Origin of the sequence: uncultured Dubosiella sp., from assembly GCF_964018005.1 — a bacterium.
GTDB lineage: Bacteria > Bacillota_I > Bacilli_A > Erysipelotrichales > Erysipelotrichaceae > Dubosiella > Dubosiella muris.
Genome location: NZ_CAXHOA010000010.1, coordinates 6,626 through 29,916 on the forward strand (window position 1 = coordinate 6,626; position 23,291 = coordinate 29,916).

Here is a 23,291-nt window from a genome sequence, read left to right on the forward strand (position 1 = left end):
GGTGCCGCAGTCATCTTCGTAACGAACAAGAGAATGAAACACGAATAAGAGAAAGAAACAACTCTTAGATTGAGCTTTGCTCATTGAAAAAAGAAAGAATGCTGCTGAATCACTGATTCAGCGGCAGGGAGAGCTCTACATGAAAAAATTTATGAAAAAGAATTGGTCCACAGTTCTGCTTGTCATGATGTTCACGGTAGGGCTGTCCCTGCTGTTGTATCCAACGGTAGCGGACTGGTGGAATCAGTTTCATGCCACTCGCGCCATCGACTCCTATTCGGAAGCGGTGGCGACGATGTCGGATGAAGAATATGAAAAGTATCTTTCCGACGCGCGTGCCTACAATACGTCGCTGTTGTCCGAACCCAACCGGTTCCATCCTTCGGACGCTTTGCATGCCGAATATGAATCGGTACTAGATGTGGCCGGGGACGGCATCATGGGCGTTGTCAAGATTCCCTCCTTGCGGGTGAATCTTCCCATCTACCATGGGGTGGAGGAGTCGACGTTGCAGGACGCCATCGGCCATATCGAAGGGTCTTCGCTGCCCATTGGCGGTGAAAGTACCCATACCATTGTATCCGGGCACCGGGGCTTGCCCTCGGCCAAGCTGTTTACCGATCTGGACCAGATGGAAGTGGGGGACTACTTCATGTTTGTCGTGTTGGACGATACGTACACGTATCAGGTGGATCAGATCAAAATCGTGGAACCCAACGATTTCACGTATTTGCAGATCGAAGAGGGGAAGGATCTGGCGACGCTGCAAACGTGCACGCCCTATGGAATCAACACCCATCGTCTGCTTGTGCGCGGCCATCGTGTCGACAATTTGCCGGACGACTTCGTAAACGCCCGGTCGGAAGCGGTTTTACTGAACCGCAACGTGGTCGCCATCTTTGTCGGGGTGCTCCTCTTTGTGGCGCTGGGCATAGGATGGATCGTGAAAAATATCGTGAAAAAGAGAGTGGAAAGAAAGGATAAAGGAGTATGAAAAGGAAGAAATTAGGCTGGATCATTGGTTTGGTGGCGCTTGTGTTCGCGCTCGGGCTGCCCGCCATCTCGCGAACGCTCGCCGTGGACTTGAAGGAAACGTGTTCACTGTCGTTTTCGCCGCTACCCGAATACGCGGACGATCTGGAATCCGCCGACGTGGTAGTGGACGTGTTCAAAGTCGCTTCGGCCATCGAGGATCCGGGCGTCGACTCGTATTCGTTCGAGGCGACCGAAACGTTTGAAGCGCTGGCGCCCGCGTTGAAAAACCTGGCGGCAGTCGACTACACGGCCTTGTCGCAGCAAGCCGGCCAAATCGTAGCGCAGTCAAAACCGGAACCCGTCGCGACCGTTTCGGTTTTGGACAAAGCCCGCTTGGAACCGGGCCTGTATTTAACAATGCCGCGACGCGCCGATATGACGCTGGCCGACTCGCTCGAACAGACGATGGTCGGCTCGACAGACGGAACGGAAAAAGTCCTTTCGTTTGTAAATACGAGCCAGTACAAATACACGTTCAACCCTTCGCTGGTGGCTTTGCCATCGCGCATGGACGAGAATGGAGAAAACAACACGGTCAACGGAACGGATTGGCAGTATGACTTTACAATGACGCTCAAAGCGTCCCAGGAACCGCGCGAGGACGGCCGTATTGTCATCCACAAGCAGGTGGACGCGCTGGGCGGCTTCGCCCCGGCCATGTTCGTCTTTGAAATCACCGCCGAGTACGATGGGGAAGTCGTGTACTCGGGTGTCGAACAGCTCGTGCTGACCGATACGACGTCGGGAACAATCGAAGTGGACAACATTCCAGTCGGCTCCGTCGTGACGGTCGAGGAAGTGTATACCGGCGCTTCCTACACGCTCGTTTCCGGAAGCCCTTCGCAAGAGCTGGCGGATGGCGATGTGGAACTGACGTTTGACTTTGTGAACGCCCTGGTTCCCAACAACAACCATGGCACAAGCGTGAACAACACGTTTACGAGAAACGGCGAAAGCTGGGACGTGAACCAGCGGTACAGCCGGGAGGGTGAATGAGTATGAAGAAGAAATGGATGATCTTTTCTCTGGCGCTCGCCTTGCTTGGCGCTTCGAGCGTGGGAACGGCCTACGCCTACTTTACGACCAACGCGCGTGCGGATGGCGAATACGGCATTGAACTAGGCAACGACACCGACATTACCGAAGACGTGGACGATTTGACAAAGTCGATCGCGGTGCGCAACAACGAGAATTCGCAAGCGGTGTTCGTACGGGTCAAGCTGTTTTACCCTGACGAGGGCGGCTCGCCGGTTTCGCAAGTGTTCGTGGAAGGCGAGGACGGCTGGGAAGTGCCGGCCCGCGCGGATGGCTTTTACTACTACACGCCCATCGTGGAGCCGGGCGAGTCGACCACGACACTACGCGCCTCGATCCAGGTCAAGGGAGATTTCGAGGCGGATTCGTTCAACGTGATCGTCGTCGCGGAATCGGCGCCGGTCATTTACGATGAAAACGGACAAGTCGTGCCGGATCCAAACGCGTGGGCTTAGAGAGGGAATCGAAGATGAAGAAGTTCAAACAATTTTTATCGAGACCAATCGTGATCGCGCTGCTGTTTGTCATGGCGCTCGGCCTGCTTCTAGGCACGGGAATCGAAGGGACGCGAGCCGTTTTGAACGAAACGTCCTCGCCGTTCCACGCGACGATGAACGTGTCGAGCATCGACGTGGCGCTGCTGGAAAACAAAAATCCGGTGGCGGAGAATGGCTACAATAATAATTCGCCAGAAGGTGAATTGAAACTGCCGGCCGTGAAGGCGGACAAGAAGCTGAAGCTAGGCTACGCCTATCCGGAACAAATCGCGGTGCGAAACATCGGCTCGATTCCGCAATTCGTGCGGGTGACGATTACGAAATACTGGACAGACGAACAAGGAAAACGGGTGGATTTGAAACCGGAATACATCGAGCTGGAAGGCTTGGGCGCTGGATGGATGAAAGACCCGGACGCCTCGACGCCAGAGCGGGAAGTGTATTACTATTCGAGCGTGCTTGCGCCCAATGTTTCGACGACCAATTTGACGGAAACCATTCGGATCCATCCGGATGTGATGAAGCACAAAAGCGACACGGCGTACGACTACGACGATTTGAAGTTCCATTTGGAAGCGAAAGTGGACGCGGTGCAAAACCGGCACGCCGAAGAGGCGATCAAGAGCGCCTGGGGCGTGAGCGTGTCGGGCGACGAGAACACGATCGCGCTCGACTAGGAAGGAGAAAGGGATGAAGAAAAAGATAGGAAATCTGCTTTTGATGGCCGGACTCGTTTCTTCCTTGACGCTTCCGGTGATGGCGAAAGATTTGAGCGGAACGGTCACGTTCACAAAGAACGAGGAAATGGACTACAACGATCCGGATAAGAAACTGCTGGGAAATATCGCCGACATGCAGCCGGGCGACTCGACCACGATCCAGATGCGGGTGGTGAACGACTTTTCCAAGCCGACCAACTGGTATTTGAGCAACGAGGTCGTGCAGTCTTTGCAGGAGGCGGACGCGGAACGGACACTGGGCGGCGGCTATGAATACCGTCTGACGTACGAAGGACCGACCGGCTCGCGGACGTTGTATGAAAGCAAGTCGTTGGGCGGGCAGGGACAGGCCGGCCTGATGGAAGCGGCCGAAGGGCTGGAGGACTATGTGTTCCTGGATACCCTCAACAACAACCAGTCTGGGGTCGTGTCGCTGGAAATCGCTTTGGATGGCGAGACGCAAGGAAACGACTACCAGGAAACGATGGCGGAAGTGGCGATGCAGTTCGCGACCGAGGTGAGCGATACGGAACCGAAGCGGGAAGCGGACCGGGTGATCCACACGACGAAGAAAAACCGGATCGTAAACACGTCGACGTTGACGAACCGGCTGCCGTGGCTTTTGGTGAGCGGCATCAGCGGCGCGCTCTTGCTGATTCTCGCCTTGTTTGGCATCAAAGAGAGAAAGAAGGAGGAGGACTAGCATGAAAAAGAGGAAACTTTTTGGCGCGCTTCTGCTTTCTTTTGGAATGATGGCCAGCCCGATCGTGGCGGAAGAAAACGAAGAGCCGTATTCGTATACGATTCGCATTTACCGGGGCAACCATGGGTATTTTAAAGACGATCCGAACCAGGAATACATGGAGCTGGAACTTGGCTATGGAGAGGCGCTTCCTTCCTTGAACGCGCAGGATTTGATCGCGACTAGCGGGGAGAGCGGGAAGCCGTACATTCCGGGCACGATCAAGGTGAGCGGCGAGGATTTGTTGAGCGACACCGTGTATTTGGGTGGCAGTCCGGTGACGGCCGATCAGGACTACGTGGTCACATACAACTTGCTTTTGGATCCAGTGGAGTACACGATCAACTACATGGATACGCGAACAAGACAGCCAATCGCGGGAATGGAGCCCTCAAAGTATACGGGCAACTTGAACGAGCAGGTCGTCATGTCGTTTCCGTACATTGAAGGATATTCCCCGCAAGCGAGAAACGCGCGGTTCACGCTGGAAGAAGGAAAAAGCCACAACTTCAACTTCTGGTACGAGCCAATCGAGGCGCCGGGCACGATTCCAGGCAATACGACAACGGTGACCGACACGGAAACGGAAACTGTGACAGAACCGGGTACGACCCCGGCCACGACGCCAGAAACGACGCCAGGCACGGAGGAAGGTCCAACGCCAGCGCCAACACCGGGCGGCGAGGACGCGACGACTCCGCCGGCAGGCGATGAAACGGACAACCCGACCGGACCGCAGGATATCGTGGACATTGAGGATGACAACGTGCCGTTGGCCGGACCGGAAGAAAACGAAAATGGCGACGCTTCGAAGTCGTTCTTGTCGATGCCGGCCCTGTTGGGAATGGGCGCTTTGGCGCTGTTGCTGATTGGCGGCATTGTGTATGGCGTGATGAAAAAGAAAAAAGAAGCGTAAGGAAAAAAAGGGGCAACCAAAATCTTTAGGGGTTTCCCAAGAAATTTTGGGGGCAATTTTGGGGTCTAAGCCACTTTCGTAAAAAAAGAAGTCTAGACCCCTAAATAATTTGGATACCCAAAAAAGACAGCACGAGAGAGTTGCTGTTTTTTTTTGTCAAGCGTAGCCGTATCGTTTTCTAAAGAGAAAGCAGCAAGCGCTCGAGAGAATAAAAGCGGCCCCTTCCGCGAGCGGCAGGGCGGACCAGATTCCGTTGATTCCCAAAATTTCTGGCAAAAGCACGATCGCGCCGGCAAGAAAGACGAAGGTGCGCAAAAAAGAGAGAAAGGCGGAAATGGCGCCGTTGGACAAGGCGGTAAACATGGACGAAACGAAAAGGTTGAAGCCGCAAAACAGAAAGCTGATCGCGAAAATCGGAAAGCCTTGTTTTGTGATTTGATATACAGAAGACGTCGAAGGAGCGAAGAGTCCAATCAAATCCGCGCCTTTCCAGCGGGCGAGAACGAAAATCGCGATGGACGTCCATGCGATGAAACGTACACTCAACGCGAACACCCGTTTTTGCTGGCGGGTGTTTTTCTCGCCCAAATTGTAGCCAATGATGGGCGCGACGCCAATCGAATAGCCGATAAAAACGGTGTTGAGCAAAAACTGCGAATAGATCAGGATCGTGATGGCGGCGACACCCTCCTCGTTTGCGAAAATGAGCATAGCGCGGTTGAACAAAAAGGTCGTCACGGCGCTGGAAACTTGCGAAACCATTTCGGAAGAGCCGTTCCATAAGCTCTGGATGACGACGCGCACGTTCCATGCTGGCCGAGTAAAAAAGAGCGGGCCGCGCTTTTTGGAAAAAAAGACAAGACCGCCGATTGTGCCAATCGAATAGCCGATGCCTGTGCCGAGTGCCGCGCCTTGAATTCCCATATGGAAGCGCGTCATGAATAAAACATCCAAAACCAGATTGGCGAGTCCGGCGAAAACCGACAGGCCGAATCCGAGGCCGGGCTTTCCGGCGGTCACAAACAAATTGGAAAAGATGGTTTGCAGCAGCTGGGCGGGAACGAACAGGAAAACGATTTCCAAATACGCTTTGGCGTATGGAAAAAGGCGTTGGCTCGCGCCCAGAAAAGTCACAATCGAGTCGATCCATACAAGGCCGGCTCCGAAAAGCGCAAGACCAAGCAGGGCGCCGTACAGCACGAGCAAGGTGAAGTTTTCTCTGGCCGCTCTTTCCTGGCCGGCTCCCAGGTTTCGCGATACGATGGCGTTGGCGCCGGTCGCGATCATTGTCCCAAGCCCTACGGTTAGATTCACAACCGGGCAGACGATGTTGATGGCGGACAACGCGTCCGTATTGACGAAGCGGGCGACAAAGATCGTATCGGCTAAAGTGTACAATCCCATCGAGAGCATCATGATGATTGTCGGAAAGGCGAATCGGAGCAAGGCGGACGCCGTCCAGTTTCGCTCAAATGGATTCTCAGCCATTTTTTGACTCCGTGGGCGCGACTTGAAGAAGCATGCGCTGGGTTGGATAACCAAATTCGACGAGAAGCTCTGAGGCGGTAAATCCAAGCTGCTCATACGCTTTCCGTTGGCCTGGATCCGCCTTGTCGTTGGCGCGAAACGTGGAAATTTTAATGGTTGGGCCAAGCACGCGGTTTCGAATCAAAAAGTCGAGAAAGATCGCGGCGATTTGACGATAGGAATACTGGGGGTGGATGGCAAGAAACTCGATGGTCGCGGCTGGTTGAGAAAAAACAAGCGCGCCGATGAGATGGGTCTGGTCGCGGATCACGATCGCGCGATGTTGCCGAATCGCGACTTGGATTTGTTTTCGATGGCTGTTTTCCTCCAAACCAGGAAATCCGCTGACCGTTTGGGCGCTAAGCGCCATCCAGTCATCCAGGTCGGTCAAACTCGCCCAGGCAAGGGAGAGATTGGCGGGCTGTGGAAGGATGACGCCTGTGAATTTCCATTGGAGCGGATAAAACGCGTTGTTTTTCCGAAAGGCGCGGGGCGTTTGTTTATACATGCCTTTGAAAGCGGAAGTAAACGCCTGCTGGCTTTGATAGCCGGCCTCCAGAGCGATTTCCAAAATCGGTTTTTGGGTGTGGACAAGCTGTTGGGCGGCTTGGGTCAGCCGTCTTCGTAAAATGTAGTCGTGAATCGGCAAGCCGGTCAACGAGGTGAACACATGATGGAAATGGTGTTTTGAATAGCCGGCCGTTTGGGCGAGCGTTTCTAAATCAAGCCGTTTGTCAAGGTGGCTTTCCATGGCGTTGATGACCGTCTGCATCGTCTGGATTTGATAACTATTCATAAGAACCTCCTTTTTTTCTATTGTCGCAAATTGGCGCTTTCTTTTTTTCATGCATGTTGCGAAAAGTAAAAAAGGAAATCCACCGATTTCCTGCGATTTATTTTGTTTTTTGAAAGACGTAAAGACGCGAATTGGAACGTTCCGGGCAAAAAGCGAAATTTTGCCGGTCGAAATGGCGGATGTCCTCGACGCGCTCGATGTTTTTTTCCGCCATGTAGCGAACCATTTCCCCGCGCGCCATTTTGACGTAGACGCCTTTTTCCTTGCCGTCCACGTCAAGAAAACGGACGTCGATGAGCGGTTTGTAGGGGCGGATGCATTTGGCGTATTCCTCGCTGGCTAAATTGAGGATGATTTCGTCGTCCAGCGCTTGGGCCAGCGCGTCTTTCCAAAAATCATAAAGCGAGAATGGAAAGAAGGGGAGCTTGGTTTGCATTTCAAGCCGGTACCCTTCGATTTGATCAAGGGGGCGCAAAACGCCATACAAGCCGGAAAGGATGCGCAGGTGGTTTTCCACATATTCGATTTCCCGATCGGTGAAGACGCCAGGCGCCATGTATTGGAAGGCGATGCCTGAATAAGAGAGAAGGGCACATCCGCGCGCGGAATGGCCGGTATGGAACAAGTCGTAAACTTTTCCGGCCATTTTATCGCTGACCTTCATTGTTTTTTTCAAGGTGTCAAAATCAAGCGCGCTTAGTTTTTCGCGTAAAAGTTCGCTTTCCTTTAAAAAAGCGGGCGTAGTGTAAGGAATATAGAAGTCGTCTTTAAACTTCATTTGTTTTGTAGGAGAAACAATAATTTTCATAGACGTATTGTACCATATTCTTTCGATGGAAAATGGGTTTTGCGGATTTTGGCTAAGCGATTTATCTTGTGAAAAACATCGCGACCGGGTGATCGCGATGTTTGCGGGTCCTGCTATCGGGCTTTGAAAAAGGCTTCAACCTGGGCGCTGGTTTGTCCCGTGACTTCGGCGATGGAAGGACAATCCATGCCCTTGGCATATAAATTGCGCATGATGGTTTCCCGTTCTTCTGTCCGACCTTCTGCTCGGCCCTCTGCCCGTCCTTCGGCGCGCCCTTGTCTACGTCCCTTGTTCTCGGATTTTCTTTCAAATTCTCTCATGATCTCACACATGGCATTCACTCCTTCCGGTTCCTTTTTAAAATACGATACGGCTTCTCTAAGCTCATCATAAAACATGTCATCCGGGTTTGTACACTAGAAGATTTTCATCAAAAAGCATCATGACGTATGCCATGATGCCTGCTTGTTACGCGGTTTGTTGCGTCTTAAAAAACAATTTTACTTTTGATAGCGATTGATTGGTGATTCGCGCAATCCTTTCGTAGGACATGCCTTCTTCGCGCAAATTGCGCATAATGGCTTCGGTGCACTTCTTTGCCTTTTGACGTTCCTGGGCCCGTCCTTCTGCACGTCCTTCTCTGCGTCCTTCGTTCTTGGATTTTCTTTCAAATTCTCTCATGATCTCACACATGGTATTCACTCCTTCCGGTTCCTTTTTAAAATACGATACGGCTTCTCTAAGCTCATCATAAAACATGTCATCCGGGTTTGTACAGTGGAAATCATGCATCAGCTTTCCCAATGCGTCCTTTCCCTGATACTGCCCGTTGACGATGCGGATGTGACCACCCGTCTTCAGCTTTTGCCTGCTCCTGTCCTCACGCCACTGATAGTTGTAAAATGGCTCGTTTTGCTTGAGAAAGTCTTTCCTTGTCAAAAAGACGACCCAGTTCTCTTGCAGTTTTTTGTGTTTTTGTCCCGGCTTCAAGCCCTGGGCGACGAGCACGCTCAAATTGTGAAACGCGCGCTTGCCAATGGATTGAAGCGTGTTCTCTATTTCGATGTTGTAGACATTACCATACTGGTCGATGATGAACAAATCATAGCGGTCGTTTCGAAAAAACGGAAATCCCTTTTTGACTTCCAGACCCCATTCAACGACGATCAAATCTTTTTTCCCGGTCACGATGCGCGCAAGAAGCTGCACGGCTTTTCGACTATGCGAAAAGACGGCGTGCATGAAAAAGTCGCTAAACAAGGTGAAGCGCTCAAGCATGGACAAATACTGGATGTTGGTTGTGTTTGTCAAATTTTTACCTCCTACCTTTTATATACGTTTGGAAAAGGGAAAAGAGGACAAAAAAATTGAAAAAAATAAATTTTCACATCTTTTGGAAAAATCCGGCTTTTTCATCCCATCCGTAAAGACGATCCACAGCCTGCAACAAAGCCGTACGATGCGACACACATACAATGATTTTTTCGTGTTTGCGCTTTTGCAGACCTTCCCATACGATCGCTTCGCTGCGCGAATCCATAGCCGACGTCGGCTCGTCAAGCAGCAGCACTTGCGCGTCGCAAACAAGAGCCTGCATAAAAGCGACTTTTTGACGCTCGCCACCCGACAAGTTGGAACCGCCTTCTTCCAGCATCTTGCCAAAATCGACATCGTCCCATCCGACTTGGGTGGCTAATTGGCGCAGCTCCGCATTGGAAAGCGCGCGGTTCGCGACGATCTCGACGTTTTCTTGAATCGTTTTGCGAAAGAGCACCGGCTGTTGAGGAAACAGCCGAACACGCTGTCTTCGCAAAGCAAATGGAAGCGCATGTGCCGAAACGCCATCAAAAAGGATTTGCCCTTCGTCTGGCTCGCGCAGGCCTTGAATCAAGGTGAGCAAAGTCGATTTTCCCGAACCGGAGGGCGCCTGAATTCCGATCAGCTCACCTTGTTTTGCGCGGATATTCACATTGCGCAAAATTCGATGATTGCCAACCACAAATCCAACACGACGCAGTTCAAGATACCGGATTTTGCTTTCTTTTTCACCGGGAAGATCTTCGATCCACGCGATGGAGTGAAGGTCTTCGACCGTATCGAGCACCCGCTTTCCGTGCACCGCCGCCTTTTCCAGCTCGTTGCGCATCGTGCCCAGATTGGCGAACAAGTTGTTGACAAACGGCTGCAAGGCTCCCACCAGAACGACCGATCCGACCGGAAAGGACGGAAGCCGCCACGCCAGAATGAGGGTCGTTATAAGCAGGAACAACTCGCCTGTCATGGGCAAAATCCGCAGTCCGGTTTCCAGCCAGGCCAGTTGATTGGAAGTTTCTTCAATAATTTGATTGCGCTGGTCGAATCCTTTTCGCTTGTCTTTTTTCAAGTCAATTTTTTTCACCGTTTCCATGTTCCGGACGACATCCAAAAACAAGCCGTTCAAAACATCGTTGTCGTGCTGTAACGCGGCATGAAGCGTTCGAATCTTCTTTGTGAAGCGTGTCGTGATTCCCGACAGTCCAAAGCCAAGGACGATGGAAACGACAAGAACGCGCCATTCCAAACGCGCCAAAACGAGCAGGGCAGCCAAACCCGTCAACACCGGTTCGAGAATCTTCAGGCCAAAGCCTTGAAAGAAAAATTCCGAAAGATTTTGGGCGCAGTCGCTGACGATGCGCGTCAATACATCTTCCTTCCTGCATTTTTTCTCGTTTGGATCGCGACGGTTCCACGCCTCGATCAACTTCCATTGCAGGTGGGCCGAAAGCTTTTCGCTTGCCAAAGCGTTCAAGCGATATCCAGCGACGACCGGGAGGCGCAGCAGGACGAGCGCGAAAAGGATTCCTGCGCAAATGGCGAGTGGAGGCCACGATTTGTTTAACGCCTCGTCGATCGCCATCGAAGTAAACCCGGAAACAAGCAAAGTCGATAAAAACCAGGGCAGGGACGTGATCGTCGCGCCCCATACCGAGCGCCACCACCATTTCGGACTTTCGCGAAGAAGAGAACGAAGAATGAACAAGGACTTACGCATGATCCGAATCCTCCTTTAGCATTCCGTTTTCAAAGACGAGCACCCGGTCATACAAGGACAGCCATTCCACATCGTGAAGAATGGTAAGAAGGGTGAGGTCGCGTTTGGACGTGAGCGTGCGATGGATCTTGGCGGCCGTCTTTCGATCGAGCGCGCTTGTCGCCTCGTCCAGCAAAAGGACGTTCGTTCCTTCCAGCAGCGTCCTGACGAGCGCGAGCCGCTGTTTCTCGCCACCTGACAAGTTTTTCTCCAAAGGGTCGTTCAGCTTCGCACACAACGCGCTCAAACCGAGTTCGTTGAGCATGGTACGGATTTGTTCATCGGTTTTTTGATGACGGGGATCGACGTTGTTACGCAGCGTGTCGTCAAACAAAGCCGGATGCTGACTCACATAGCCGATCTTGTTTGGCTTTAGATCGCGCGCTTCGGTTTCAAACCACCGGATGGTTCCTGTATAACGCGGATACAAACCGGCCAGTGTTCGCAAAAACGTCGTCTTGCCACTGCCGTTGCCGCCAACGATCGCGACCTTCTCACCAGGCTGGATCGTCAAATCCTCGATATGAAAACCGGGATTTCCATGGATGAAAGAATAATGCGCATTTTGGATGTCGAGCGCCGGCGTCCGCGATTGAAAATCCTCGGTTTGCGCCGGATCGGCCGGGGCGCTCCATAACGTGTCCAGATCATGCGCGTTGGCGATGATCGTCGGCAGGTTGCCCAAAATCCCGTCCAGTCCTTTGAATTCCTGCGCGCTGATCGACCACACGAACAACAGCGTGACGAATGTTTCGAGTGGTAGCTGATCCAACCGCACTTGCAGGACGCCAAGAGCGCACGGCAGCAGGATCGCCAGATCGTTGACGATCCGTCCCGGACTAAAGAAGAGTGCGAGCTTTTCCATAGCCGTTGAGAAGGCGCGGATAAAAAAGTTGGAAGCGTCCACGAACCAGCGCTTCGTCGCTTTTTCCAGGCTAAAGATTTGAATCGTCCTCGTCGTGTCGAGAAGCTCGTGGACGCAGGCGTCGCGCGAATTGCGCGCCTCGATCATGTCGTCCATGAAAGCGCCGCACTGGTTTCCGCCCCATATTTGCAGCCAGAGCATGAGCGCGCACAAGCCGCAAAACAAGAAAGTGAGGGAGGGGGAAAGCCAGACGGAAAAAAGCAGCGTGATCGAGCCGACAAACAACCGGCGAAGCAGTTCCGGCAAAAACAAGCCGAGATTGTCGGCCAGATCGAACGTCGAGCCCTGGATCTTGTCGACGAGTTCGCCATACGATAACGCATGGAAGTACTCGAGATCCATGTCCATGAGCGCAGCCAGCACCAAAGAACGCAGGCGGGCGATCATCGTATTGCGCGTCCTCGATCCAAGCCAGTCGAGCGCTGTCCGCAAAGCGATGGCGCCAATCTTGAGAAGGACAAGTAAGCCGATCGAGCCAAGGAAAGCGGAAAGACCTGCATGGATCAAGACCCGGTCGATCGCATCCGCGTAGAACACAGAGCAGCCAATACCGCCAAGCGCGATGAGCACCGACAACACTGTCATGCCGATGAGCGCCTTTTGAACGCGTAAACGAGCCAGCACGTCAAAAAGCGTGACGATGTTTTGAAAAAATGATTGAATTTGTTTTGAGAGTTTCATTCCTTTTTGACCTTTCTATTTGAATGGGGAAGGTCAATGCGTCATGACGAAAAAATCTTACGAAAAGAAAGAAGGAGACGCCATGAACGCATTGAACCGGTTTGTGCTGTTCAGTTTCATAGGAGCCTCCTTTCTATCCTTGGAATCAGGAACCGTCGAAAGACGGGTTACAACGTAACTATAGCATGAAAATGATGGGATGAAAATAGGAAATGTATTTTCAATGTTTTCATCCTGTGATATAACAAAAAAAGAAACAGGAGAATAGTATGGAAAAGATAGAGTGGAAAGACTTGCGCGTGGACGAAATCGAGTTCTGGCAGCCATGGCCCGCGCTGCTGCCCTTGTACGAAACGTTGCGGGACGCGCTCGTCGAGCGGTATCCCGATTTGCGCATCAAAGTGTCCAAAACGCAAATTTCATTTTACAACCGGCACATGTTCGCCATGGCTTCCGGTCCGTGGCGACGCAAAAAAGATTGGCCCCGGCAGTTCATGCTAGTGTCGTTTGGCTTGGCGCACCGGCTGGATTCGCCGCGCGTCGCGATGGCAAGCGAGCCTTATCCTTGCCGGTGGACGCATCACGTGCTCGTGGAGCAAAAGGAACAAATCAACGCGGAACTGCTGTCGTGGATCGACGAGGCGTATCGGCTTTCAGCGGAAAAATAAAGGAGGAAAAACCGATGGCATTTGAACAGGCAAAACAAGATTTGGAAGCGAAAGGACTCGGGGAGCGGATCCTCGTCCTCGACCAGTCCAGCGCCACCGTGCAGGAGGCGGCCGACGCGCTCGGATGCGAGCCCCGGCAAATCGCGAAGACGATGTCGTTTCTCGTCCAGGATGAACCGATCCTTGTCGTCATGGCGGGAGACGCTCGTGTCGACAATAAAAAATACAAGAATACCTTTCAACAAAAAGCGAAGATGATCCCGGGCGAGCTGGTGGAGTCGCTTGTCGGCCACGAGCCGGGCGGCGTGTGCCCGTTCGGGGCGAAGGAAGGCGTGCCCGTCTATTTCGATGTGTCGCTGCGCCGGTTTGAACGCGTCTATCCGGCGGCCGGAAACGACCACAGCGCGGTCGATCTTTCGCTGGAAGAATTTTTGGATTGCGTGCCGTCAGCCGGCTGGGTCGACATCGGAAAAGGATGGTGCGAATAAGGCGGAAAGCGTATAATGAAAGACGGATACAAGAAACAAGGAGAGGAAGTTTATGAGAAAAATGCCAGACATCGACGAGAAGAGACTCGTGGATTTGTTTGAAACGCTCGTCAACGTGCCAAGCGTCGTGGCGTACTATCCGGAAATCGACAAAAAGCTCGAGAAAATTTTCGCAAGGATGGGTTACGACGTCACGTACGACCACAAACATACGCTGTACGTCAAAGTGCCGGGAGCCGACCATTCGAAAACGATTTGTTTCGGGGCGCATCTGGACACGATCGGCATGATCGTCCGCCATGTGGAACCGAACGGCTGGATCGAAGTCCGCACGCTAGGCGGCGTTAATTTTCATTCATTGGAAGGAGAAAACGTGTATATCCATACGCGTTCGGGAAAAACCTATACCGGCATGGTCATCCACAAATCGCATTCCGTCCACGTCTTCGACGACGCCAGGGAAGCGCCGCGCGACATAGAAACGATGCGAATCCTGCTCGACGAGGATGTCCAGTCGGCCCAAGACGTGTACGATCTGGGCATCGACCACGGCGATTTGATATCCGTCGATCCCAAATGCGTCGTGACGCCAGCGGGCTTCATCAAATCCCGGCACATCGACGACAAGGCGTGCGTCGCCGCCCTCATCGAGGCGATGCGCCTTTTGAAAGAGGAAGGCATCACGCCGGCGTACAACACGTGGTTCGCGTTTCCGATCTACGAGGAAATCGGCCATGGCGGAGCGTACGTCCCGGACGTCGTGGACGAATACATCGCGCTGGACATCGGGCTGATCGGCCCGCACTACCATGGCACCGAAAAGAGCGTATGCATCGGCGCGGCCGACAATTTTTCGCCCTACGACTGGGAACTGACGACCAGGCTGTACGACCTGGCCAAGGCGTATGGCATCAACGCGTGTCTGGACGTGTACTACCGCTTTGGCAGCGACGCCACCAGCGCGCTTAGAGCCGGCCACGATTTGAAAGCGGCCGTGTACGGCATGGGGTGCATGAACAGCCACGGCTATGAGCGCACCCACATCGACGCCATCAAAGGAACGTGCGCCTTGACGCTGGCGTATTTGATGAACGAAGCGTGATTTTTTGGATAAAGCGGTTTTCCGCTTTATCCTTTTTTGATACGATGGAAAAAAGGGGAAGAGAAATGAATCGAAAAAAACTGAAAAAGAAATGGATCCTCGCTTTGAAAATCGGCGCGGGCAGCGCGCTGGCTATCTTTCTGGCCCATCTGTTTTCGCTGCAAAACGCGATGGGCGCCGGTACCATTACGCTGCTCACGCTGCTGACGACAAAACGCGGGACGATCAAACTGACAGCGCAGCGTCTGGCGACCTTTGTGGTCACCGTCCTTTTGTGCTCGCTAATTTATCCGCTTCTCCATTCCGACTTCGTCGCGTTTGGCGTCGTCATCTTTTTTCTCGTGCTCGTCACGGAATTTACGAACACGCAGGCGACTTTGTCCGTCAACGCGCTCATCGCCATGCACTTCTTTACGACCACGACATACGACGCGGCGTTTTTGTGGAACGAAACCGCGTTGCTTTTGCTTGGAATCACTATCGCCATCGTGTTCAACATGTTCAACGACTACCGGGCCACGACGGTCGATCTCGTCCAAAAGGTGCGGGACACCGACACGAAAACGCTCGAACTGCTCGCGCAAATCGTCGACTATATGAAATCGCAAAAGACGCATACGCATTTATGGAAAGATCTCGCCAGTCTTGAAAACGAGCTGCAAGACTTTTTACGGGAAGCCATCGAGTTTCAGGACAACACGTTTTCAAGCCATCCCCAGTATTTTGTCGAGTATTTCCAAATGCGGATCCGTCAATACCATGTGCTTCACGCGCTGCATTATGAAATTCGCAAAATCCGGACGATGCCCGCCCAGGCGGCGATCATTCAGGAGTTTTTGGAAGTGTGCTGCATGAAAGTGTTCGAGCACGAAAAGCCCAGGCTGCAAATGGAAATTTTATCCGAGATTTTTGCTGTGATGAAACGGGAGCCCATGCCCGAAACCCGGGAGGAATTTGAAAGCCGGGCGCTGCTGTACCACATTTTAATGGACCTCGAAGATGTTTTGAACGCGAAGGAACAATTTATCGCCAGTCTGGATCCCAAAGCGCTGGCGCTGTACCGCTCGGACACGACAAAGCAGGTCATCCCTGTCGAAGAGGCGATGACAAAAGCGGTGTTTTAAAAGAGAACGGCGGCCCCTTTTGAAAGGAAGGGGCTTTTTTTGCAGGTTTCCGAAAAAAAAGATGCCCGAAGGCATCGGTTTCAAGCATAAAAAAAAGACTTAGCAACGTCCTATTTTCGCAGGCGCGAAGCCAACTATCGTCGGCGCAGAAGAGCTTGACTTCTGTGTTCGGTACGAGAACAGGTATTTCCTCTTCGCTATCATCACTAAATCCTCTATTAATTTACACGAAACCAAACTAAAACGCAAGCTTTTTTTTCAAAAAAGAAATCAGACATGCGCTGGCCGGCTAGGATTGCGAGTCGTGGCGGTCTTCTTTAATGTGCTCCAGCGCCACTTTCAGCACGGAATGAATGTGCTCGTCGTCCAGTTCGTAAAAAATGATCTTGCCATCCCGTCTGGATTTCACAAGCTTGGCCTGCCGCAGCGTTTTCAGCTGGTGGCTAACGGCGCTTCTGGACATGTTGGTGACGTTGGCCAGGTCGCTGGCGCAAAGCTCGCCCGCCTCGAGCGCCATTAAAAGCATCAGCCGGGTAGGATCGCCCATGATTTTGTAAAAAGTCGATAAAGATTCGATGTGTGTTTCGCAAGGCAGATGCCGCAAAGCGCAAGCCACTTTTTCCTCGTCGTACACTTCATATGGAAATTGATTTTTCTCCATTCACATTACCTCGCTTGTCGCTCCCATTATAATTGATGGTTTTTTTGATTGTCAAATGGGTTAGCTGCGACTAAAATAGGGAGTGGAAAAGTTAGTTTCGATTAATTTCCAAGGAGAAGCTATGAGTTTGAATACAATCCAGATCGGGCAGGAAGCCATGGTCAAAAAGATCGAGCTGAGCTCGCAGACACTGCATCGGCTGCGGGCACTGGGCATGCTGGAAGGCACGATTGTCAAAGTCGTCCAGCGCAAGCGCAACGGGACGCTCGTCATCAATTTGCGAGGAACCCGGTTTGCGCTCGGCAAAGAAATCACCCGGCGAATCGAGGTGGAAACCGTATGAAAAAAGAAGTCACGATTGCGTTTATCGGCAATCCGAATTGTGGAAAAACGACCTTGTTCAACGCGTACACCGGGGCGAATTTGAAAGTCGCCAACTGGCCGGGCGTCACGGTCGAGCGCATGGAAGGGGCGATCCAGGAGCATGGATCGACGATTCACCTTGTCGATTTGCCAGGCACGTACTCGCTGTCGTCATATACGATGGAGGAACGGGTGTCCCGCGAGTTTATCGTTTCCGATCAAGTCGACGTCATCGTGGACGTCGTGGACGCCTCCTCGCTGGAACGCTCCCTTTACTTGACGCTCCAGCTGCTGGAGCTCAACAAGCCGCTCGTGCTGGCGATGAACATGATGGACATCGTTGAAAAGCGGGGCATCGACCTGGATTTGCACCGGCTTTCGGAAATTTTGGGCGTCCCTTGCGTTCCGGTCACGGCCCGCAAGAAAAAAGGTTTGAAGGCGCTCATGCACGCCGCCCTCCATCAAGCCGAGGACGCCAATGCCATCAACCACCAGCCAATGGAGATCCACAGCGAAAAGACCCGCTCCCACGCGATGATTTATACGACCGATATCGAAGAGCGCATCGGGCAGGTGGAAAACAAGCTGCCTCAGGACATTCGCGATCCGCGCTGGACTGCCATCAAGCTGCTTGAGGACGACGAAGCCGTTAAAAAACAAGTTCCTGTCGATCTTGGGTCGCTGGCCGGCGATAAAATCGCCGACCGGATCGTCAATGAAAAATACGATTTTATCGAGGAAATCATGCACGAGGTGCTGCTGGGGCGCGAAAGCAAAGAAGATCTCACCGATCGAATCGACCGCGTTTTGACGCATCCATTTTGGGGCATCGTCTTTTTCTTCCTCATTATGGCGGTCGTCTTTATGCTGACGTTCACAATCGGCGACTGGATCAGCGGCTATTTGGAAACGGCCATCGAATGGTTCAGCCAGGCGGTCACAAACGGCATGAACGCCCTCCACGTATCCCCGTGGCTCGTCCGGCTCGTAACCGAAGGCATTATTTCGGGTGTTGGCGGCATTTTGACCTTCTTGCCAAACATCACGATCTTGTTTATCGCGCTCGCGTTTTTGGAAGACTCCGGGTACATGGCGCGCGTCGCCTATGTCATGGACGACATCATGGGCCGGCTTGGCTTGTCGGGACGCGCCTTCATTCCGATGGTGCTCGGCTTTGGCTGCACCGTGCCGGCCATCATGGCGTCGCGCTCGCTCGAATCGGAACGGGACCGCCGCCGCGTCATGCTCGTCACGCCGTTTATGTCGTGTTCCGCCAAGCTGCCCGCCTACATTTTGTTTTCCGGCATGTTCTTTTCCAGACACGCGATGTGGGTGGCGTATTCGTTGTATTTGGTAGGGATCGTGGTCGCGCTCGTCATCGCGTGGATCACGTCGAAACTGGACAAGACGAGCGAGATGAAGCCGCTGCTTATCGAGCTGCCCATCTACAAGCTGCCAAGCTTGTACACCGTGTACGTGTACGTATGGGAAAAGGTGAAAGACTTCCTGTCCAAGGCGGGAACGACGATTTTTATCGCCTCCATCGTGTTGTGGCTTTTGCTCAACTTCGGCTTCCAGGGATTTACCGAAAACGTGTCGACGTCGTTTGCGGCCGGTTTAGGACGGCTGCTCGTGCCGTTGCTCGTGCCGCTAGGACTTGGCTTTTGGCAAATCGCCGTCGCCTTGCTGGCCGGTATTTCGGCCAAGGAAGTTGTTGTATCGAGCATGGGCGTGCTCTTTGGCATGAGCAATCTCAACTCGGCGGCCGGCGCGAGCAGCTTGCAGGCGATTTTGTCCTCGATGGGCTTTGGCGCCTTGAACGCCTACTGTATGATGCTGTTTTGCCTGCTGTACATTCCATGCTTCGCGACGCTGGCGACGATCAAGAAGGAATCGGGATCGCGGGCGTACATGTGGAAGGCGGCCGGCTTCCAGCTTTTGGTCGCCTGGGTGATTACGTTTGCCGTCTATCAAACCGGTACCTGGATCGGATTGTAGGGGCTGTAACGAATCAGTGATTTTTAGAAATCACTAGAGCGTTGCAGCTCTTTTTTTCTTTGCTTCTTTCGAAAATGACAGAATCTATGCCAAAAAGAAAAGCGCGCCTCATTTTTTGGCGCACTTAAAAAGAAATATCACTTTTTCTGCTTTTTTCGATTGATTTTATGGTTTCAGGCTTCGCACTGTTTCTTCTTTGGAAACTTGCTCCTGTGATATCGGCGCAGATTATGACCGATTGATACAAGTAGAAGCTCCAATTTGACGCCGGTTTCTCCTCGACGGCGGAATCGGTCGTATTGATAATCCTGCTTGATCTCTCCGAAGATCCCCTCCGCCTGGACACTTCGTTGCGTCATCAGCTCTTTTCCTTCGTCCTTAGCCAGGTTCGCTTTGACTTCTTCCTGATACTCGATCAGTTTTTCAGTGATTTTCAAAGTACGCCCTTTTTTGGCTTTCGTACATTTCGCTTTTAACGGACAATCCGGACAATGCGCATTTTGATAGTGTTTGGTCTTTCGTTCATATCGTCCTCTTTTATCCGTGGTTTCCTTGATGAATGTAAAGGTGTGGCCGGCTGGACAAAGGACTTCTCCTTGTTCATCCGGTTTCATCTGATAGCTTTTGAACCGGTTTTTATCTGTGACCTTTTCCTGCTCTTTTCGATATGTGTTGTACTTCATGAAAAGCTCGATATGGTGTTCTTTACAATACGAATAATTGTCGTAGCTTCCATAGCCGGCATCGGCCGGTGTTTTCGTTGGATAGTCGCCATAGGCTATATTGTATCCTTCCATGAACGGGATATAGGTGTTCAGGTCATTGGCGTCGCTAGACACATAGATATGGCGGATATAGCGGTTGCTGCTTCCCATCTGGACATTGTATCCGGGCTTGAACACATTGGTGTGATTGTAGTAATCGTATTTCATGTGCATGAACGTAGCGCCTGGATCCGTTTTGGAAAAACTGTTTCTTCCATCGGCCAGCCGATAGTAGATCGAGTATTTCAGAATCTTATCCGCGTCTTCTTCAAAGCCTTCCTTAAAACGCTGGAAAGGATGTTTTCTTTGTCCTTTGCCATGTTTTGACTCGATTTTCCTCTGATTCATGAGTCCCTTGATCGTGTCGACGATCTCGACAAGATATTCGAAAGAAAATTCCTTCAATACCGAAAGTTTGACGGGGACTGCTTCTTTCTGGCAGTATGCATTGAAAGCTTTGATGCGTTCCATAATCTTCACCCAGCGCTTTTGACGATACTTCTTCGTTGAGCGCATCCATACGAAAGTCATCTTGTTGGCGTTGGCCTCAAATTTGGTGCCGTCGATATAAAGGATGTCGGTATGGATGTCGTCATGGGCTTCAAAATAACGATTGAACTCGACAAAAAGATCTTCTAAAGACATCCGAAGATTGTTGGCGATGAAGCGTTGAAAAGCCATAAAAGAAGGGGTGAGGCCATCCATGATGAATTGAAAACGAATATCGAATTTACACAGATCCTCAAGATCGCGAAGAGAAGCGTAGCCTTTGAGGGTATAAGCTAGAAGGATACATTGGAGCAATTTCAAACCATCGTAACCGCAGTCATGACGGGAAGAGAAGTCGATATATTTAAACACGTTGACTCCCTCTACGACTTCCTTCACGGTTCTGGAGATATCATCCCGAGGGATGGAATCATCATAAACAAATGACAAAGGGAATTGAAAAGATGGCTGAAGTGCGTTACTATGGACTAGGTATTTTGGCACACATAAATAATACCAAAAAAGGCCGGGTTGATGATCATTTTGATATCAACTCGGTCCTTTTTTTATTTCGGGAGCCGGATATTTTTTTACTTACCCGTTACAGCCCCTTTTTTTCTTTTCCGTTGCGTTTTAAGCAAAGTCTGGTATACTGAAACCAGATGATGATTGAACGATTATTCAACTGTTCAATCGAGGAGGGACAAAATGAAAAAGACGTACAAAGTGGAAGTGGATTGCGCCAACTGCGCGGCCAAAATCGAAGACGCGATTTCGAAAATCGAAGGGGTCAACAGCGCCCGCGTCAATTTCATGACGCAAAAACTGACGATTGACACCGCGGATGCCGCCGACCACGCCGCGATTATGAAAGAGGCGAAACGGTGCGCCCGCAAAGTCGACAGCGACGCCGAAATTGATTGTTAAGGCGCGCGTATGACAAAAAAACAAAAGAAAATGTTGAAGCGGATCATCGCCACCTCGATTTTATACGCGGTGGCGGTCATCCTCAAACACGCGACAACGCTTCCATCCGAAGCGTTGTTCGCCGCTTTTTTGATTCCATACGTTTTGATTTCGTATGACGTGTTGATCAAGTCGGTAAAAAACATTCAAAACGGGCAAGTGTTTGACGAGAACTTTTTGATGGCGCTCGCTTCGATTGGCGCTCTTGTGCTGGGCGAGTACAGCGAGGCGGTCGCCGTCATGCTGTTTTACCAAATCGGCGAGTGGTTCCAGTCGTACGCGGTCAACAAATCGCGCAAGTCGATCGCCGCGCTCATGGACATACGTCCCGAATACGCCAACATCGAAGTGGATGGAAAAATCGAGCAAGTCGATCCGGAAGAAGTGCGCGTCGGACAGACGATTGTCATCAATCCCGGCGAGCGTGTTCCACTGGACGGAACGGTGGAAAAAGGGCAGTCCTCGCTTGATACGTCCGCGCTGACCGGCGAGTCGGTACCACGCAGCGTGCGGGCCGGCAGCGAAGTCATTTCCGGCTGCATCAACCAGGCGGGCGTGCTGTATGTCAAAGTTTCCAAGCCATACGAGGATTCGACCGTCGCCAAAATTCTCGACCTGGTGGAAAACGCGACGAACAAGAAGTCGAAGTCGGAGCAGTTTATTACGAAATTCGCCCGCATCTATACGCCGGTCGTGGTGTTTCTCGCCTTGGCGCTGGCCGTCATTCCTTCGCTGGTCGATGGACAATGGAGCGTCTGGGTGTATCGGTCACTGTCGTTTCTGGTAACTTCGTGTCCTTGCGCGCTGGTCATCTCGGTGCCGCTCTCGTTTTTTGGCGGCATTGGCGGGGCGAGCCGCAAAGGCATCCTCGTCAAAGGAAGCAACTATCTTCAGCTGTTGTCGGAAGTAAAAACGATCGTTTTTGACAAAACCGGCACGATCACCAAAGGAAACTTCCAGGTGACCGAAGTGCAGGCCGTTGGCATGTCGCGCGAGGCGCTGCTTGATTTGGCGGCCAAAGCTGAGTCGCATTCGACGCATCCGATCGCGCTTTCCATCCAAAAGGCGGCCGCGCCCGATCTTTCACTGGCGGATGTGCACGACATTCAGGAAGTGGCCGGCCACGGCGTGAAAGCGATCGTTGGCAAGCAGACGGTATGCATTGGCAACCAAAAGCTCATGGCGCAGCAAGGCATCGACGCGCTGCCGGAAGGCAACGGGTTTGGCACGTGCGTGTATGTGAGCGTCGATGGACGCTACGCCGGAATGATCGAGATCGCCGACGAAATCAAGGAAGACTCGAAAACGGCCATCGACTTGCTGCGGCACTATGGCGTGCGCAAATTCGTGATGCTGACAGGCGACAGCGAGCAAGTGGCGAAAAAAGTGGCTGGCAAAGTCGGCATCGACGAGGTGCACGCCCAGCTGCTCCCGGATCAGAAAGTCGCGCTCCTGGACCAGATTCTTGCGCAAAAAGAAGGCAAGGACAAAGTGGCGTTTGTTGGCGATGGCATCAACGACGCGCCGGTTTTGACGCAGGCCGACGTCGGCATCGCGATGGGCGGCTTGGGCAGCGACGCGGCCATTGAGGCGGCGGACATCGTGCTGATGGAAGACCAGCTTTCGCAAATCGTCGTCGCGATGCAAATCAGCAAGAAAACGCTGCGCATCGTATACGAGAACATCGTCTTCGCCCTGGCGATCAAGGTCGTCATCCTCGTGCTGGCGGCGCTGGGTATCACAAATATGTGGGCAGCCGTGTTCGCGGATGTCGGGGTCAGCTTTCTGGCGATTTTAAACGCGATGCGCGCGCTGCGTGTCGACAAAATCAAATAATGCACACAAGGAAATATCCCGGGCGGGTATTTCCTTTGTTTTTGGGCAAGGCCACGCATCCAAACGGGTTCAGGAATTGAC

24 protein-coding genes and 1 rRNA gene are annotated in these 23,291 nt (G+C 52.1%); 15 read left to right on the forward strand and 10 right to left on the reverse strand.

The features are described 5' to 3' along the window. Positions 1 to 139: 139 nt before the first annotated feature. Genes ABNS49_RS07930 through ABNS49_RS07955 form a run of 6 tightly spaced genes read left to right on the forward strand, consistent with a single transcriptional unit; the run spans position 140 to position 4,944 of the window. Positions 140 to 994 (forward strand): class C sortase, encoded by an 855-nt coding sequence (locus ABNS49_RS07930; protein WP_290092487.1) that lies wholly within the window; start codon positions 140 to 142, stop codon positions 992 to 994. Then, a complete protein-coding gene (locus ABNS49_RS07935; protein ID WP_135979509.1) occupies positions 991 to 2,031 on the forward strand; it encodes a DUF5979 domain-containing protein in 1,041 nt (346 codons plus the stop codon). The genes ABNS49_RS07930 and ABNS49_RS07935 overlap by 4 nt, the downstream gene beginning before the upstream one ends. A gap of 2 nt (positions 2,032 to 2,033) precedes the next feature. Continuing rightward, a complete protein-coding gene (locus ABNS49_RS07940; RefSeq protein WP_135979508.1) occupies positions 2,034 to 2,525 on the forward strand; it encodes a hypothetical protein in 492 nt (163 codons plus the stop codon). A gap of 14 nt (positions 2,526 to 2,539) precedes the next feature. Continuing rightward, positions 2,540 to 3,244 (forward strand): hypothetical protein, encoded by a 705-nt coding sequence (locus tag ABNS49_RS07945; RefSeq protein WP_135979507.1) that lies wholly within the window; start codon positions 2,540 to 2,542, stop codon positions 3,242 to 3,244. A 13-nt stretch (positions 3,245 to 3,257) separates the two neighbouring features. Then, positions 3,258 to 3,989, forward strand: coding sequence for a hypothetical protein (locus ABNS49_RS07950; RefSeq protein WP_135979506.1), 732 nt, complete (start codon positions 3,258 to 3,260; stop codon positions 3,987 to 3,989). Between the two features lies 1 nt (position 3,990). After that, positions 3,991 to 4,944, forward strand: coding sequence for a hypothetical protein (locus tag ABNS49_RS07955; protein ID WP_135979505.1), 954 nt, complete (start codon positions 3,991 to 3,993; stop codon positions 4,942 to 4,944). A 156-nt stretch (positions 4,945 to 5,100) separates the two neighbouring features. Here the strand turns inward: ABNS49_RS07955 and ABNS49_RS07960 are convergent, their stop codons facing one another. From ABNS49_RS07960 to ABNS49_RS07990, 7 genes are all read right to left on the reverse strand, one after another. After that, positions 5,101 to 6,432 (reverse strand): MATE family efflux transporter, encoded by a 1,332-nt coding sequence (locus tag ABNS49_RS07960; protein ID WP_135979504.1) that lies wholly within the window; start codon positions 6,430 to 6,432, stop codon positions 5,101 to 5,103. After that, on the reverse strand, positions 6,425 to 7,267 hold the full coding sequence (locus ABNS49_RS07965; RefSeq protein ID WP_135979503.1) for a helix-turn-helix domain-containing protein: 843 nt from the start codon (positions 7,265 to 7,267) through the stop codon (positions 6,425 to 6,427). The genes ABNS49_RS07960 and ABNS49_RS07965 overlap by 8 nt, the downstream gene beginning before the upstream one ends. 97 nt (positions 7,268 to 7,364) lie before the next feature. Then, positions 7,365 to 8,075, reverse strand: coding sequence for a YaaA family protein (locus ABNS49_RS07970; RefSeq protein WP_135979502.1), 711 nt, complete (start codon positions 8,073 to 8,075; stop codon positions 7,365 to 7,367). A 113-nt stretch (positions 8,076 to 8,188) separates the two neighbouring features. Next, positions 8,189 to 8,473: a hypothetical protein gene (locus tag ABNS49_RS07975; RefSeq protein WP_277820747.1), complete on the reverse strand. Its 285-nt coding sequence runs from the start codon at positions 8,471 to 8,473 to the stop codon at positions 8,189 to 8,191. A 70-nt stretch (positions 8,474 to 8,543) separates the two neighbouring features. Beyond that, the gene (locus tag ABNS49_RS07980) at positions 8,544 to 9,386 is read right to left on the reverse strand and encodes a hypothetical protein (RefSeq protein WP_289116529.1); all 843 of its coding nucleotides are present in this window, start codon (positions 9,384 to 9,386) and stop codon (positions 8,544 to 8,546) included. Positions 9,387 to 9,459: 73 nt separating this feature from the next. Then, on the reverse strand, positions 9,460 to 11,106 hold the full coding sequence (locus ABNS49_RS07985; RefSeq protein ID WP_135979500.1) for an ABC transporter ATP-binding protein: 1,647 nt from the start codon (positions 11,104 to 11,106) through the stop codon (positions 9,460 to 9,462). Beyond that, on the reverse strand, positions 11,099 to 12,751 hold the full coding sequence (locus tag ABNS49_RS07990) for an ABC transporter ATP-binding protein (protein WP_135979499.1): 1,653 nt from the start codon (positions 12,749 to 12,751) through the stop codon (positions 11,099 to 11,101). The genes ABNS49_RS07985 and ABNS49_RS07990 overlap by 8 nt, the downstream gene beginning before the upstream one ends. Positions 12,752 to 13,020: 269 nt before the next feature. Between ABNS49_RS07990 and ABNS49_RS07995 the strand changes: the two genes are divergently transcribed. The 4 genes from ABNS49_RS07995 to ABNS49_RS08010 all read left to right on the forward strand — a co-directional run bounded on the left by ABNS49_RS07995 (position 13,021) and on the right by ABNS49_RS08010 (position 16,133). Further along, the gene (locus ABNS49_RS07995; protein ID WP_277820746.1) at positions 13,021 to 13,419 is read left to right on the forward strand and encodes a DUF5655 domain-containing protein; all 399 of its coding nucleotides are present in this window, start codon (positions 13,021 to 13,023) and stop codon (positions 13,417 to 13,419) included. A 14-nt stretch (positions 13,420 to 13,433) separates the two neighbouring features. Then, positions 13,434 to 13,907, forward strand: coding sequence for a YbaK/EbsC family protein (locus ABNS49_RS08000; RefSeq protein ID WP_135979498.1), 474 nt, complete (start codon positions 13,434 to 13,436; stop codon positions 13,905 to 13,907). 52 nt (positions 13,908 to 13,959) lie between these two features. Beyond that, complete coding sequence (locus ABNS49_RS08005; protein ID WP_277820745.1) at positions 13,960 to 15,009, forward strand: M42 family metallopeptidase; 1,050 nt, start codon at positions 13,960 to 13,962, stop codon at positions 15,007 to 15,009. 65 nt (positions 15,010 to 15,074) lie between these two features. Next, positions 15,075 to 16,133: an aromatic acid exporter family protein gene (locus tag ABNS49_RS08010; RefSeq protein ID WP_168353520.1), complete on the forward strand. Its 1,059-nt coding sequence runs from the start codon at positions 15,075 to 15,077 to the stop codon at positions 16,131 to 16,133. Positions 16,134 to 16,230: 97 nt separating this feature from the next. On the opposite strand, the gene rrf is transcribed toward ABNS49_RS08010, so the two are convergent. Then, a 5S ribosomal RNA gene (rrf, locus tag ABNS49_RS08015) occupies positions 16,231 to 16,344 on the reverse strand. A 78-nt stretch (positions 16,345 to 16,422) separates the two neighbouring features. Continuing rightward, positions 16,423 to 16,794, reverse strand: coding sequence for a metalloregulator ArsR/SmtB family transcription factor (locus ABNS49_RS08020; protein ID WP_135979496.1), 372 nt, complete (start codon positions 16,792 to 16,794; stop codon positions 16,423 to 16,425). A gap of 121 nt (positions 16,795 to 16,915) precedes the next feature. Here ABNS49_RS08020 and ABNS49_RS08025 point away from each other — a divergent pair, with 121 nt between their 5' ends. Both ABNS49_RS08025 and feoB read left to right on the forward strand, forming a co-directional pair. Then, complete coding sequence (locus tag ABNS49_RS08025; RefSeq protein ID WP_135979495.1) at positions 16,916 to 17,137, forward strand: FeoA family protein; 222 nt, start codon at positions 16,916 to 16,918, stop codon at positions 17,135 to 17,137. Then, positions 17,134 to 19,155, forward strand: coding sequence for a ferrous iron transport protein B (gene feoB, locus ABNS49_RS08030; RefSeq protein ID WP_135979494.1), 2,022 nt, complete (start codon positions 17,134 to 17,136; stop codon positions 19,153 to 19,155). Before ABNS49_RS08025 ends, feoB begins: the two co-directional genes overlap by 4 nt. A 173-nt stretch (positions 19,156 to 19,328) precedes the next feature. On the opposite strand, the gene ABNS49_RS08035 is transcribed toward feoB, so the two are convergent. Next, a complete protein-coding gene (locus ABNS49_RS08035) occupies positions 19,329 to 20,807 on the reverse strand; it encodes a transposase (protein ID WP_290148464.1) in 1,479 nt (492 codons plus the stop codon). A gap of 44 nt (positions 20,808 to 20,851) precedes the next feature. Here ABNS49_RS08035 and ABNS49_RS08040 point away from each other — a divergent pair, with 44 nt between their 5' ends. The 3 genes from ABNS49_RS08040 to ABNS49_RS08050 are packed head-to-tail and all read left to right on the forward strand — an operon-like array spanning position 20,852 to position 23,210. Next, positions 20,852 to 21,064 (forward strand): hypothetical protein, encoded by a 213-nt coding sequence (locus ABNS49_RS08040; RefSeq protein ID WP_348688160.1) that lies wholly within the window; start codon positions 20,852 to 20,854, stop codon positions 21,062 to 21,064. A gap of 52 nt (positions 21,065 to 21,116) precedes the next feature. After that, complete coding sequence (locus ABNS49_RS08045; RefSeq protein ID WP_135979493.1) at positions 21,117 to 21,335, forward strand: cation transporter; 219 nt, start codon at positions 21,117 to 21,119, stop codon at positions 21,333 to 21,335. Between the two features lie 9 nt (positions 21,336 to 21,344). Then, positions 21,345 to 23,210 (forward strand): heavy metal translocating P-type ATPase, encoded by a 1,866-nt coding sequence (locus tag ABNS49_RS08050; RefSeq protein ID WP_135979492.1) that lies wholly within the window; start codon positions 21,345 to 21,347, stop codon positions 23,208 to 23,210. Positions 23,211 to 23,291 lie beyond the last annotated feature (81 nt).

Coding starts and splice junctions, on each gene's coding strand:
- ABNS49_RS07935 (WP_135979509.1), top strand. CDS start 991: ATGAAAAGGAAGAAATTAGGCTGGATCATTGGTTTGGTGGCGCTTGTG.
- ABNS49_RS07985 (WP_135979500.1), bottom strand. CDS start 11,106: ATGCGTAAGTCCTTGTTCATTCTTCGTTCTCTTCTTCGCGAAAGTCCG.
- ABNS49_RS07965 (WP_135979503.1), bottom strand. CDS start 7,267: ATGAATAGTTATCAAATCCAGACGATGCAGACGGTCATCAACGCCATG.
- ABNS49_RS08000 (WP_135979498.1), top strand. CDS start 13,434: ATGGCATTTGAACAGGCAAAACAAGATTTGGAAGCGAAAGGACTCGGG.
- ABNS49_RS08025 (WP_135979495.1), top strand. CDS start 16,916: ATGAGTTTGAATACAATCCAGATCGGGCAGGAAGCCATGGTCAAAAAG.
- ABNS49_RS08040 (WP_348688160.1), top strand. CDS start 20,852: ATGACAAAGGGAATTGAAAAGATGGCTGAAGTGCGTTACTATGGACTA.
- ABNS49_RS07990 (WP_135979499.1), bottom strand. CDS start 12,751: ATGAAACTCTCAAAACAAATTCAATCATTTTTTCAAAACATCGTCACG.
- feoB (WP_135979494.1), top strand. CDS start 17,134: ATGAAAAAAGAAGTCACGATTGCGTTTATCGGCAATCCGAATTGTGGA.
- ABNS49_RS07970 (WP_135979502.1), bottom strand. CDS start 8,075: ATGAAAATTATTGTTTCTCCTACAAAACAAATGAAGTTTAAAGACGAC.
- ABNS49_RS07930 (WP_290092487.1), top strand. CDS start 140: ATGAAAAAATTTATGAAAAAGAATTGGTCCACAGTTCTGCTTGTCATG.
- ABNS49_RS07955 (WP_135979505.1), top strand. CDS start 3,991: ATGAAAAAGAGGAAACTTTTTGGCGCGCTTCTGCTTTCTTTTGGAATG.
- ABNS49_RS08050 (WP_135979492.1), top strand. CDS start 21,345: ATGACAAAAAAACAAAAGAAAATGTTGAAGCGGATCATCGCCACCTCG.
- ABNS49_RS08005 (WP_277820745.1), top strand. CDS start 13,960: ATGAGAAAAATGCCAGACATCGACGAGAAGAGACTCGTGGATTTGTTT.
- ABNS49_RS07995 (WP_277820746.1), top strand. CDS start 13,021: ATGGAAAAGATAGAGTGGAAAGACTTGCGCGTGGACGAAATCGAGTTC.
- ABNS49_RS08010 (WP_168353520.1), top strand. CDS start 15,075: ATGAATCGAAAAAAACTGAAAAAGAAATGGATCCTCGCTTTGAAAATC.
- ABNS49_RS07960 (WP_135979504.1), bottom strand. CDS start 6,432: ATGGCTGAGAATCCATTTGAGCGAAACTGGACGGCGTCCGCCTTGCTC.
- ABNS49_RS07975 (WP_277820747.1), bottom strand. CDS start 8,473: ATGTTTTATGATGAGCTTAGAGAAGCCGTATCGTATTTTAAAAAGGAA.
- ABNS49_RS07945 (WP_135979507.1), top strand. CDS start 2,540: ATGAAGAAGTTCAAACAATTTTTATCGAGACCAATCGTGATCGCGCTG.
- ABNS49_RS08020 (WP_135979496.1), bottom strand. CDS start 16,794: ATGGAGAAAAATCAATTTCCATATGAAGTGTACGACGAGGAAAAAGTG.
- ABNS49_RS08045 (WP_135979493.1), top strand. CDS start 21,117: ATGAAAAAGACGTACAAAGTGGAAGTGGATTGCGCCAACTGCGCGGCC.
- ABNS49_RS07940 (WP_135979508.1), top strand. CDS start 2,034: ATGAAGAAGAAATGGATGATCTTTTCTCTGGCGCTCGCCTTGCTTGGC.
- ABNS49_RS07950 (WP_135979506.1), top strand. CDS start 3,258: ATGAAGAAAAAGATAGGAAATCTGCTTTTGATGGCCGGACTCGTTTCT.